Annotated in this window: 5 protein-coding genes; 1 reads left to right on the top strand and 4 read right to left on the bottom strand. The window is 63.2% G+C overall.

Annotated elements, in window-relative coordinates; translation table 11 throughout:
* Positions 1 to 30 precede the first annotated feature (30 nt).
* The 4 genes from A8M77_RS08605 to A8M77_RS08590 all read right to left on the bottom strand — a co-directional run bounded on the left by A8M77_RS08605 (position 31) and on the right by A8M77_RS08590 (position 10845).
* Entirely contained in the window at positions 31 to 1362 is a 1332-nt protein-coding gene (locus A8M77_RS08605; RefSeq protein WP_086921138.1) for a PDDEXK-like family protein, read from the bottom strand.
* 92 nt (positions 1363 to 1454) lie between these two features.
* The gene (locus A8M77_RS08600) at positions 1455 to 7712 is read right to left on the bottom strand and encodes a DUF4011 domain-containing protein (RefSeq protein ID WP_143694565.1); all 6258 of its coding nucleotides are present in this window, start codon (positions 7710 to 7712) and stop codon (positions 1455 to 1457) included.
* 224 nt (positions 7713 to 7936) lie between these two features.
* Positions 7937 to 8284, bottom strand: coding sequence for a KTSC domain-containing protein (locus A8M77_RS08595; RefSeq protein ID WP_086921136.1), 348 nt, complete (start codon positions 8282 to 8284; stop codon positions 7937 to 7939).
* 566 nt (positions 8285 to 8850) lie between these two features.
* Complete coding sequence (locus tag A8M77_RS08590) at positions 8851 to 10845, bottom strand: acetyl/propionyl/methylcrotonyl-CoA carboxylase subunit alpha (protein ID WP_086921135.1); 1995 nt, start codon at positions 10843 to 10845, stop codon at positions 8851 to 8853.
* 145 nt (positions 10846 to 10990) lie between these two features.
* On the opposite strand from A8M77_RS08590, the gene A8M77_RS08585 reads away from it, so the two are divergent.
* Positions 10991 to 12823: an acyclic terpene utilization AtuA family protein gene (locus A8M77_RS08585; RefSeq protein ID WP_086921134.1), complete on the top strand. Its 1833-nt coding sequence runs from the start codon at positions 10991 to 10993 to the stop codon at positions 12821 to 12823.
* Positions 12824 to 12866: the final 43 nt, after the last annotated feature.

Raw genomic sequence — 12866 nt, 5'->3', positions numbered from 1 at the left:
GGACTCACTACTTCTACGTTCTGTTCTTCGCTAGTTGCCATTGAGTTTGAGCTCGTCCCCAAATCTCTTGGTGAGCTCCTCCTCGTATCTTGACATCACGGCAGCGAGGTCATCATTGCTGACCCTCTCCTCCAAGACGATTCGGCGGTTGTAGTCCTTCATCTTGCCAAAATCCTTTCGGTATCCGGTAAGGACCTCGCGAACATTTTCCTTGGTGTGCTTTCCGACCACAGAGTACGGGCGGAACAGAAGCCGCACGCGAGAGTTCGTCTCGTCGACTCGATAGGCGTTGAGAAAAACCGGGTAGTAGTCAGACGTCTTGGGGTCATAGAACGGCAAGGCGCCGCGGGGCATGACGTCAATCCACGTTCGGCCATAGTTCACCAGCTCGAACCGGAACTGGTCGCTTTTTTGCTCGAGCTGCCGGCGCACTGAATTCAGGCCGCGCCCTTCGATGAGCGCTTCTACGACGGCACGGTTCTGGGCCGCAAAAAGCTGGGCCGCCTTGCCAGCGGTCTCGGCCCCTTTCCCGCCCACGACCCAGCTCTTCTGGGGCTTGCGACCCATCGAAGCGATGTCACCTGCTGCTGCCGGATGCTTGTTCCAGAGGGCCCCAACGAGCTTGGCGCATTCGACGTCGTTATGACTTTGCCAGCCCGTTTGGCGCTGGCAATAGTCCTGTACCAGGCGGGCGGCGGCGTTGCCTCGCTCGATGTGCAGCTCAGCGCGCCTAGCGCCCGCTTTGAGCCAGTCATAGCTGCATGGCACCCAGTGAGCCATCTCCTTTCGCAAGGCGGCAGTGAAGTCATTCTCGTCGTCCGGGTCGAAGTCCTTGGCGAGGGCCACGAGTGCGAGCTTGAGATTGCGAAGGGCCGGCGTCTTCTTCTGAAGCTGCACGACGTACTTGCGATAGCGCTCGAGCTGGTCGGCCTTGAACCGGGCAATCTTGTTCTCGACCGCAATGAGGTAACGGTTCTCCGGGTCGATGATGAGGAGGTCCAGCCGGTTGCCTATCTCCGAAGAAAATTCGGTTACTGCGAAGGCTGCTCCGAGGCTCACGGTCTGAAGGCGCTGCACGCTCCAGTTCCGAGCGAACCCCTGTGATACCTCCCTTCTGGTCGACAGGCCTTTCGTCCAGCGACTGGCTGCCTGGTCGGTGATGTGGGTCAGGAAGTCCCTCAGGATGGAGTCGCCTTGACCATGCCCCTCACGAGGGTCGAGCATCCAGGCCATAACGGCCGAGTGCTGGTTTTCGACCAAGTCGATGACGTCCAGCAATCCGTCCCCAATCTTCAGCCGCTCCTGAAGCTCTGCGAGAGCCTCGTCGCGGAAGAACTCCGCCATTTCACGCGGCGTGGCCATTGTCTGCTTCCCCTATCAATGTGGAACAATTAGCCGCAAGGCGGGGAAATCTGTAGAGAGCAAAGGCGCTTGGCTCTTTTTGTTTCGGCGACTTACTGAACAAACGCGCCTCCGAAGCCCGGCCGCCTAATTGAGACGACCTTAATCTTCTTAGGCGCATGTCCTTGCACGACCAACTGGCTCTCGTCACCGGAGAAAAGTCCAATCAAGGCTTGAGCAAGCGGACTTGATTCGTTTACTAGATTCATTCGCGGATTGCTTACCGTGTCCACAATTTGGACCGTGAGTTGTTCTTCCCCAGAGGGGGTGTGGACCGCATAAGTCACGAGGTCGCCGACTTCAACCAACAGCTCGAGTTCCGCGCTCGTGGCTTGTTCTGGCTGACGGACTTTGATTGGCGCGACGTCACTTGGCTGGTCAGCTCGATACACAGGAGATGCGTCGTCTTCTTCTTCAACGCTCACCTGCTCGACATAGGGGAAAGGAGATGTTTGCGCGAGTCGGTCGTGAAGGAACTCAGTCAAACGCCGAATCTGCCCATGAGGGTCAGCGAACCAGTCCGTTGACCAGACGCGGATGACGCGCCCCTTCCAGCCTAGTGACTCCAGAATCTGCTGGCGAATGCGGTCTCTATCCCGCGCAGACAAGCTGCTGTGATACGTCGCACCATCGCACTCAACTGCGGCCAGGTACTCACCTGGGCGCGAGGCGTGCTTCACCCCAATGTCAATGAAGTAGCCGGCGACGCCGACCTGGGGCTCCACCTCGAATCCCGCCTGCTCCAACGCCCGCGCAACGGCGATTTCGAAGTCGCTGTCCGGGTCCCTGCCCGTTCGCTGGCCCGCGACCGCAGGCAGGAGTCCAGTCTTGGCATAGACAAGGTAGTCGTGCAATGCCTTGCGCCCGAGTGAGACTCGCTCGTCTGGGGACATGACGTCCGAAGAACGCAGCGATGTGAAGAGCTCCAAGCGTCGGCGCGCTCGCGTAAACAACACATTCAAGCGCCTCCATCCATCCGGCCGGTTGATGGGACCGAAGTTCCTTCGCACCACGTTCGTACCTGGCGGCCGACCGAACGTCGTTGAGATATAGATGACGTCGCGCTCGTCGCCTTGCACGTTTTCTAGATTCTTGACGAAGAACTCCCAGCCAGCCTTCTTATGGAAATCGAGGAACTCGGCGACCGCCTGATTGCCTTTGGAGCGCCTCTCAAAGATGTCATCAATGAGCTCTCGTTGCGTCTGGTTCAGCGTGACGACACCCAGCGACTCGGTCGGACGCTGCTTCATGTGCTCGAGTACCGCATCCACGACTCGTTCGGCCTCGGGATGGTTGCGCCTGTCGACGTACACGCCATTCTTAACGAAGCGATAGTTCACGCCGAGGCTGCTGTTTCGTTTGACCGGCGCGGGGAAGACCACCAGCCGGCCCTCATAGAACTGAGAGTTGGAGAACGCAATCAGCGACTCATGCTGAGACCGGTAGTGCCAGCGCAGCGTGCGCACTGGCCGGTACAGGTGCTCACAGACGCCCAGGATGCTCTCGACGCCCTCGACCACTGCAGACGCTTGTTCGCTCTCATCGTCGTCGTCCTCCATCAGGCGGTCGAAGAAGTTCGTCGGGGGCAGCTGCTTCGGGTCACCCACGACCACCAATTGTTTCCCGCGAGCGATGGCACCTAGGGCGTCTTCGGGCCGCAGCTGGGACGCTTCGTCCATCACCACCAGGTCGAACTGCAGATGACCTTGCTCCAGGTACTGGGCGACCGAGAGTGGGCCCATCATGAAGCAGGGCTTGAGCTGCTGCAACGATTTGCCCGCTCTTTTGAGCAACTGGCGAATCGGGATATGGCGCTTCTGCTTGCTAATTTCCCGTGTGAGAAGCGACATCTCCGTCAAATCTCCGGCGCGCCCAGACGCAACGCCCGAAGGTACGCGCTTGGAGCGGTCAATCTTGGCTGCGTGCAGGAGGCCGTTCAATCGAATCAGTTCCTTGTCGAGCTCTGCAAACTCGCTTCGAAGGTTCTCGTGGCTGGTGCCAGTGAATCGACCCAGCTCACGGTGTCGAGACAGGATGGCACGCGCGAGGGAGCGGAAGAACACGTACTCGAATGCGGTGACGACAAGCTCGTCCGACAGCGCTGCGGCTTCGAAGGGCACCAGAGCCTTGTCCAGGCCGGCCCCGACGCAATCCTCCTTGCCGGAGAGGTACTTCGACCAGGGAACAAGCTGCCCAGCGCCGGCGAGCGCCACTTGAAGCCGGTCGACGGCATCCTGCGGCCGAGGCATCCCGCCCCATGCAGCCCAATCCAAGGTGCCGAAGCTCACGAGGAAGCTGATTTGCTCTTCGTAGGCTCGGTAGGACTCTGTCGCACTCGCAAGCGCACGTGCAGCATGCGTAGCACAGCCCTTTGCATCCGCCTGGAGCAGCGCTGTGTTCGCGCCCGCCGGAAGTGCTTGGGAAGCCTTCTGCACAGCCTGTGCCCACTCCACACAGACCTGGAGACCATCAGCTGGCGTCTCAAGGCGACGGAAGTAGCTTCCGACAAGAGCTCTGACGTCCTCTCGTGCACCGATTGCGTCCAGAATTGACTCGCACTCGTTCAGCTTCACGAGTGCCGCCATCCCGTTGTCCAAAGATTCGGCGACGTTCACTCTCCCATGCACGAAAGACAGAACGTCATCCGCAGCTCCGCCGTCATCTTCGAACGCGTCCAGGTACTCCTGCAGCTGGCGCCCACCGCTTTGGCTGCGCAGCCACGCGGCCTCCTTCGCCAGGCGCTGTACATCTTCCAGCACGGCCAGTGACTGATTGGGTGTCAGGTGCGGACCAACCTGCTGCACGCAGCCGGCTAACGCTTCGACAATCTCGGCGCGCTTAGCGATGGCCTCGATGCCTCCAGGCAAGTGCTCGTACGCGAGTGTCTGAGCCGGCAAGCCCAGCGTCCCTGCAAGGTTGGCCAGGAACTGCGGCGCGGAAATGAGGTCCTCCACCAGCGACCGATGCGTCTGCAGATTCATCCGCAATTGCGCCAATGCGATTGCGCGGTTGACGGTGACCGTCGAGCGAACAACCTGGCGAAGCTTCTGGCTTCCTTCGTGCAGGTGCTCCAAGTGCTTTTCGACGGGGGCGTATGCCAGGTCCCACTTGCGCCCGATGGCAACTGCCTGGTCCAAGCCAGGCAACTGCGAGATGAGCTTGCCGAGCGCCTGCGCGTGCACGGCAGCTTGGCGCAGCTTGCCTGCAGCCGCCTTGATAGCGGCAATCTGCTCCTGCGGCAACGTGAGCGCCTTGACGGTGAACGCGAAATCACTTCCGGCAAGCGCCTGGCCCGCGATAGCGAGCCAGCTGCTCAAGCGCCGCACGCGTGAGTAGTCTGTCTTTCGACCTTCGAACAGCACGCCCAGTGTCCCGGCTAGCTGCGAATCCGATTCGTAGGCTACGCTGGCTTCCCGCCACGAGGCCACGGCTGCAAGGTTCTCTGCCATCGTGGAGGCCGAGAACTTCTCTTGGCCGCGGTAGCAGCCACGAAAGGCAGCTTTCGCGCGGCGCCAATCGGGGCGAAGGAAGTTGAAGAAGCTGTCACCGCGGCGCGCCACGGCGAGGTGCTCACGCAGCTGTGTCTCCGCTGGCAAGGTGTCCAGGTAGAAGCTGGAGCTGACCCGCTGTTCCTGCGCAGCGAGGGCGTGATGACGCTCCTCGGCGCGCTTGGCAATCTCAACGAAATCAGCCCGCTCCAGCCCGGCACCTCGCATTCCTAGAAGCTCAGCGGGCGCTTGCTCGCAGACCGCGATGAGAGCTTCCAATGATTGGAACCAGGTCGCGCTCTGCTCAACCGGTAGGCTCAGGCGACCGAAGAAGGACGTGAGCTCTGCGGCCGCTGCCTTGGCTTCAATGACTGTGGCCTGTCCTTCGCGCACCACTGCATCAAAGCGCTCCGCAGTCCATTCACCAAACCCCTGAGATGCATACAGGCTCAGCGTGTCAATGACGACGCCGTCTACAGTTACCTGAGGTTGAAGCTCAGGGATGCTGGTGCCGTCCAGAATCTTGCGCAATTCCCCGACGGAGCCACCAAAACTGACAGCACTCTTGCGAAGCGTAGCGTCGAGCTGCGTGAGCGCCTGGTCCTTCTCTCGTACGCCAGCCAGAGCTTCTCGGGCTCGAGCAGCCAACTGTGCACCCGCGAGTTCGAGCGCGAATGCGAGTGCAGGGGTGGCATTGTGTTCCCGCAGACGCTCCGCGACTGCGTCCGGCTGCTCCGGGACACGTGCATCGCCCGGAAGCTGCGCGCGCAAGACGGCCAAGTGTTGCGAGAGGCTTTGTGACCTGTGCGAGAGCTCGCGGAGTGCAAGTTTCCGACCCGCATCCGAGAAGACGGTACAGCGCTGGACGTCACTGCGCACAAGGGCCAGGGCGTCCGGACGGGACATGTCGACCAAGGTTCGCTCGGCGTTCGCGCGGGCGTGCGCCGCCTCGTGAAGCGCCTGGCGAACCGCGCTGACGCATCTTAGGACCGCGTCCAGACGTGATACATCGCCCCCAAAAAGTTGCTCAAGCATCTCCCCGTCCAGCCCGGGAGGAACTGCTTGCAGCGTCGCTTGCTCGCCTGCGGCCTGCCGTAGCTGCTCGATGGTTATTTCAGCGAGGCCCAGCGCTTCCTCGAAGTCATGCGCGTGTGCCGCCAAGTCAGTAGCGTGCTCAAGCGCCGCTTGCGCTGTCCGCAGCACCGGCTCCTCGTCTCCTGGCAGGAGCAGCTTAGGGGAGAAGCCTCGCCACGCACATTTGTCAGGCGCCGCACCCATGTCTTGGATAGAGCTCTGGATGGCGCTGAAGACCTGACGCCAGCGGTCCAGGACCTCAGGAGTCCAGGCGGCGGCACTGTCGAACACCAGTCCGGCGAACTCCTGAACTCCAGACCCCAGGTCGTGGCGTCGCCGCTCGACGGCCCAGAGGACCTCGTGAACGGTCATGTCCAGCTTGTTGGCAACCTTGCTGCCCAAAAGCTGCGCATAGGCGTTCAGCGTCGCCTTGCGCTCGCGCAGCACCTCCAGCTGCCGTTCATAGGCAGAGGGGCTCGAGAAGCGCTTGTTGATGCGCCGCTCGATGCTCTCTAGCAGCTGCTTCTTCTGTGTCTTGTTGCTGTGAAGTTCCAGGCAGAAGTCGCCCAAGCCCACGTTCTCCAGGCGTTGCTTGACGACGTTCAGCGCCGCCATCTTCTCGGACACGAAGAGAATCTTCTTGCCCTCGGCCATCGCCGTGGCCACGATGTTGGTGATGGTCTGCGACTTGCCGGTGCCAGGCGGGCCGTTGATGACAAGGCTCTTGCCGTCAAGGACATCGATGAGGGCGCTGTGCTGCGAAGAGTCAGCGTCGTAGATAAGGGGTAGGTCCGCACGCTGGTGCGTGTCAATCGAGTAGTCCTCGGCATGAAAGCCACCGTCCCCCGGTGTAGCCCCCCCCTTGAAAATGTCGGCCAGCAGCGGGCTTTTCAGCAGCGCTGGCACACGCTCCGGGTCCAAGTCCGCCCAGATGACCAGCTTGCCAAAGGACAGGAAAGCCAGAGTGAGCTGGCGTCGGACAGTCCAGCGCCGGCGCTTGGATACCGCAGTCTTAATTTTCTGAAGGTAGGTCTCAGGAGTGTCGTCTTCCTCGAGCTCCGGCATCTCGAGCCGAAACTGCTGTCGTAGCTTCTCGCGCAGGGTGATGTTCTCGGCAATGTCGTCGCCTGAGTAGGCCAGGTTGTACCGATAGGTTCGGGTGTCAGGGTCGAGGTCGCCCTTTGTGAGCGTCACTGGCATCGAGAGCACCGGCGCATGCACCGCCTGCTCGGAGTCATCACTGTCGTAGTACTCGAGGAAGCCGAACACGAGGTACAGCATGTTCGTGCCGGTCTCTTCGACCACCGTGCGTGCCTCGGTGCTTATTTTTCGAGCGCTACGCTCCAGGTCCGACGGGTATGCGATGACCTGCAGGTCCGAATGTCGCCGCGCCTGCGCCGGCTTGCCCAGGTCGATAGACGTGCCAATACTGCACTCCCGTGCATATACCCTCACATCAGGCTTCCTGCCGTCCTCATAGCGCGCATGCGGCGGGTCCGGAATGTGCGAGATAGGAATGACCTTCCCTTCATCGAGCCGCTCGTAGAGAAGGTCGAGGTCGGGGTCGTTCGTGAACTGGAAGTTGCGAGCCTTGGACGGCCGGAAGTTGAGGAGCCGGTTCCTCATGGTGAGGTCCAGCAGGCGCGTGCGAAGTTTGGTCAGCGCCTCACCAATGCCGAGCCTGCCGCTGAAGACTTCGCCAACCAATTGACTGGAGTCCTCCTCCGAATAAATACTTTCCTCTGACACCAACCCCTCCGTACTGCGTTGCCCCAGGCGCGATAACCCTGTCCGGCGATGTTACGTTGTGATACGCGGCCAAGCTATGCAGGTTTCCCTTGTGGTCGCCTGAAAACTAAACCACACCGGGAGATGGACGACGCGGTGAACGAGGAGCGGGTAACGGAGCAACTCGAGTGGGCGGCGGCGCACGGCGTCATCGGGTAGAGAGGGGTTTGGCCCAATGGCGGAAGCTACAGCCGATACTTCTTTGGAATGGGCTGCCTCCTGCAGTCGAATGGTCCATCCACACCGTTGCCACGAATGCGGGTCTCGAAGAATTGCCGCTTCGAGCTTGCGCTTTGGAGTCCTTGCACTATCCCGGTATCGATTTCGCAGTAGTGGTAGTAGGTCGCCTTGAGGCGGATGACCATGTAACGCTCTGCTTTGTCATAGCAAATGCGCGACACGTCGCTGTTTTCCTTGACGTCCACGCATGCGAAGGCATCGAGTGAAACGGTGCCGTGGTACTTGACCTGAACAGTTTCCGCTGTGGCGACCTGGCAAACCAAGACGAGCGCTGGAAGGACTATGAATCGCACTTGACCTCACAATGTGGCAACTACTTTTAGCAGTTTGTTGGCGCCACTCTAGGGGGTGTGCCGCGCACGCTCCAGTTGAGGCTCATCAATCGGGAGGAGAAACTGGAGCGATGCAATAACCGTCGGCGTTTGCCCGGCAGCAGACCCCAGCGAACCAACAAACGCCACGTGGAGAAGGTCTAGAAGTTCAAGGACTGGCTGTTTGAAGCCGTTCATCCGAGCGGAGCATCCCCGGTCCACAAGGACAAGGCAGCGCCCAAACGTCGCTCATCGACCGCTCATAGCATCGCCTTGGCCTAGCGGTGGTGCAGGTGTGCAAGCTGGACGCATGCTCTCGTCTAAAGTGCTTCTGCGCGTTTTAGCGCTCTGTTGAACCCGTCAGGTTGCGGAGGTTGTTTTTTGCAGTCCACCTCAACCCATCTGCCCTGACCGAGGCTCCGCAACGTTCGTAAGCCCTTGATTTGTAAGGTGGCACGTCAGTGAGGCTAAGTTGTTCTTACAGGAGGCCTGGGCTGGGCCTGCTGATCTCCGATCCCTGATCGAAGGTCTCCCCTGACGTCATGGCGTCAGCCGGCAAGCGGTGCCGGCGCCGATACGTCGATCTCCGCAACGACGCGGCTGGCGCCGACCTGCTCGCCGATCCGCACGTGCAAGGCCGTCAAGGTGCCGCTGACCGGCGCCGCATGGACGTGCTCCATCTTCATGGCTTCCAGCGTGAGGATGGGCTGGCCGGCCTGGACCTGTTGTCCCGGCTCGGCCAGCACGGCGACCACGCGGCCGTTCATCGACGCGCGCAGCTTGCCGTCGCCACCGGCCTCGCCCGCCCGGGTCGAGGCGGCGAGTGTCCTGTCGTCGATGCGCAGGGATTGGCCACGGTACTGCAGCAACAGGACCGCGCCGTCGCGATGCAGGTCAGCGTGCTCGAACACGCCGTCGCAGACGAAACGGGCGTGGCTGTCTCCGAGTTGGGCCATCTCCACGACGACCGTCCGATCGCCGGCCCGCGCTACGAAGCGGTGTCTGTGGACCGTGAGGTCCACCCGCCAGGCCTGGCCCGCCAGCTCGAAGCGCAGGGAAACCGGCAGCCTGTTTCCCGGATCGCGCCCTCGCGATCGCTGCCGATGCGGGTCGGCCGTCTCGTACAACAGCACCGCCGCCACGGCGGCTGCGCGTGCCTGCGCCTCGGGATCCTTGGCAAGAAGCGGGTCCAGGTGCTGACTGATGAAGGCCGTCGTGGCGCCACCGGCCGCAAAGACCGGATGGCCCAGGCAGCGGCGCAGGAAGCTCTGGTTGGTCGTCACCCCCAATGCCACGGCATCGTCCAGCCCCGACATCAGTTTGCGACGGGCCTCATCGCGGCTGGCGCCATGGGCAATGATCTTGGCCACCATGGAATCATAGAAAGGCAGCACTTCGGCGCCGGAGCGCAACGCGTCCTCTACGCGCAGCCTTGCGGGCATCTGCCAGAGCGCCATGGTCCCGCTTTGAGGCATGAAGCCCTGGTCCGGATCCTCGGCGCACAGGCGCACCTCGATCGCATGGCCCGAGAACCGGACGTCCTCCTGGTTGATCGCAAGCCGCTCGCCTGCGGCCACGCGCAGTTGCAGTTCCACCAGGTCCAATCCCGTGATCGCCTCGGTGACCGGATGCTCGACCTGAAGTCGCGTGTTCATCTCCATGAAATAGAAGTTGCCCTCCCGATCGAGCAGGAATTCCAGCGTGCCGGCACCTTCGTAGCCGATCGCCCGGACCGCGGCCACCGCGGTGGCGCCCATGCGTGCACGCAGCTCGGGCGAGACGGCCGGGCTGGGTGCCTCCTCGATCACCTTCTGGTGGCGTCGCTGCACGGAACAGTCCCGCTCCCCCAGGTGGATGGCATGGCCGTACCGATCGGCGAAGACCTGGATCTCGATGTGCCGCGGCTCGATGAGGGCCCGCTCCAGGATCACCTCCGGATCCCCGAAGGCGCTCTGCGCCTCGGAGCGCGCACTGCGCAACAGCCCGGGAAACTCGCTGGCCGAACTCACCAGCCGCATGCCGCGCCCGCCCCCACCGGCCGTGGCCTTGATCATCACGGGAAAGCCGATGCGCCCGGCCTCTTCCGCCAGCCGCTCCGGCGTCTGGTCCTCGCCCTGATAGCCGGGAATGCAGGGCACGCCGGCCTGTTGCATCAGCGTCTTGGCCCCCGCCTTGTGCCCCATCGCGGCGATGGCTTCGGCAGAGGGCCCGATGAAGACCAGGCCGGCCTCCTTGCAGGCGCGCGCGAAGTCCTCGTTCTCCGCCAGGAAGCCGTAGCCGGGATGCACCGCGTCGGCCGCCGTGCGCCTGGCCGCCTCGATGACCGCCGGAATGCGCAGGTAGGACTGAGCCGGCAGCGGGTCCCCGATGCACACCGCCTGGTCAGCCTCCAGGACATGGCGCGCACCGGCGTCGGCGGTGGAATACACCGCCACGGTCCGGTAGCCGAGTTGGCGCGCGCTGCGGATCACGCGCAGCGCGATCTCGCCCCGGTTGGCGATCAGGATCTTGTGGAAGGGCGTGGCCTGGGTGGATGCGGTCATGGCGTCCGCAGCCTAGGTCATCGTCCCCATGGGAGGCTTGCGCGAAGTGGCTGCCCGAATGCACGCGGCAGCGAGTTGACACAAGCCATCGGCCCCCTCGAACGATAGGCTCGCACACGTCATCCAGCACAGGGATCACACACCCATGAGCAAGGCCCCTCTCGCCAGCAAAATCGTCCGGATCGGGGGCGCCTCCGGCTTCTGGGGAGACAGCATGGTGGCCGCGCCGCAGCTGGTGGCGCACGGAAACATCGACTACCTGGTCTTCGACTACCTGGCCGAGACCACGATGGCCATCCTGGCCTCGGCACGCGCCAAAAAACCGGAGATGGGCTATGCGACCGACTTCGTCGACATCGCCATGAAATCCGTCCTCCCCGAGGTGAAGCGGCGCGGCATCAAGGTCATCAGCAACGCCGGCGGCATCCACCCCGAGGGCTGTGCCGATGCGCTGCGCGCGCTGGCACAGGCCCAAGGCATCGAGCTGCGCGTCGCGGTCGTCGAAGGCGACGACGTCGCCGCGCAGATGCCCGGCCTGCGCGATCGCGGTATCACCGACATGTTCACCGACGAGCCGCTGCCCGACACCGTGCTGAGCGCCAACGCCTACCTGGGCGCCCAGCCCATCGCCGCCGCCCTGGCCGCCGGCGCCGAGGTGGTCATCACCGGCCGCTGCGTCGACAGCGCCGTGACGCTGGGGGCCTTGATGCACGAGTTCGGCTGGCAAGCAGGCGACCATGACCTCCTGGCCTCGGGCAGCCTCGCCGGCCACATCATCGAATGCGGCTGCCAGGCCACCGGCGGATTGCACACCGATTGGGAGGACATCCCCGATTGGGCCCACATCGGCTACCCCGTGATCGAGTGCCATGCGGATGGCAACTTCGTGGTGACCAAGCCGCCCGGCACGGGCGGCAAGGTGATCCGGGCCGCAGTCGCGGAGCAGATGCTCTACGAGATCGGCGACCCGGGCGCCTACCTGCTGCCCGACGTCAGCTGCGATTTCCGGGCGGTGACCATCGAGCAGGAAGGTCCCGATCGCGTGCGCGTCAGCGGCGCCAGGGGCCGGCCTCCGACGCCCACCTACAAGGTATCCGCCACCCAGCTGGACGGCTTCCGCTGCGCCGGCAGCATGGTGATCGTGGGCATCGATGCCGTGAAGAAGGCGCAACGGACGGCCGAGGCCATCATCGAGCGCACCAGCGAGATCCTGAAGGGGAGCGGCGAGCCGCCCTTCACGTCGACGTACATCGAGGTCATCGGGGCCGAGTCGCTGTACGGCCCGCACGCGCACACGCAGTCCGTGCGCGAGGTCATGCTGCGCGTGGTGGCCAACCACCCGCAGAAGGCGGCCCTTGCCATGTTCGCGCGCGAGATCGCCCCCTCGGGCACCTCGTGGGCCCCCGGCACGACCGGCCCGGGTGGCGGGCGGCCGGCCGTCTCTCCCCTGATCAAGCCCTTTGCCTTTCTGCTGGACAAGATTGCGGTGCCGGTGTCCTTCGTCCTCGATGGGGAACGCCATGCGGTCGACATTGCGGTTGGTGAAGGCCACGTGCCGGAAGCGAGCCCAGCCCTTCTCCCACCGCTGTATGTCGAACCCGAGGAGGCGCAGGAAGAGGTGCGGCTCGTCGACCTGGCCTGGGCCCGCAGCGGCGACAAGGGCAACCTGTCGAACATCGGCCTGGTCGCGCGTCGGCCCGAGTGGCTCCCCCTGCTGTGGACCCGGGTCACGCCCGAAGGCGTGCGCGCGTACTTCCAGCACCTGGTCCATGGAAAGGTGGAACGCTTCTACCTTCCCGGCACGGCCTCGATGAACCTGCTGCTGCACGAGGCGCTCGGCGGCGGAGGCCCCTCCTCCATGCGCATGGATCCGCTGGGCAAGGGCATGGGCCAGATGCTGCTGGACATGGCGGTGCCGGTCCCCCGCAGCGTCGCCGAGGGCCTGCGCAGAAGCGCCGGACTTTCACGCGGCGCGTAGCACTCGGTGACGCCCGCATGCGACTGCGGCGGCCCCGAGGCGG

It is taken from the genome of Variovorax sp. JS1663 (assembly GCF_002157355.1).
GTDB lineage: Bacteria > Pseudomonadota > Gammaproteobacteria > Burkholderiales > Burkholderiaceae_C > Variovorax.
The sequence above is the reverse complement of the archived record's forward strand: the minus strand, read 5'-3'. Positions and strand labels throughout refer to the sequence as shown.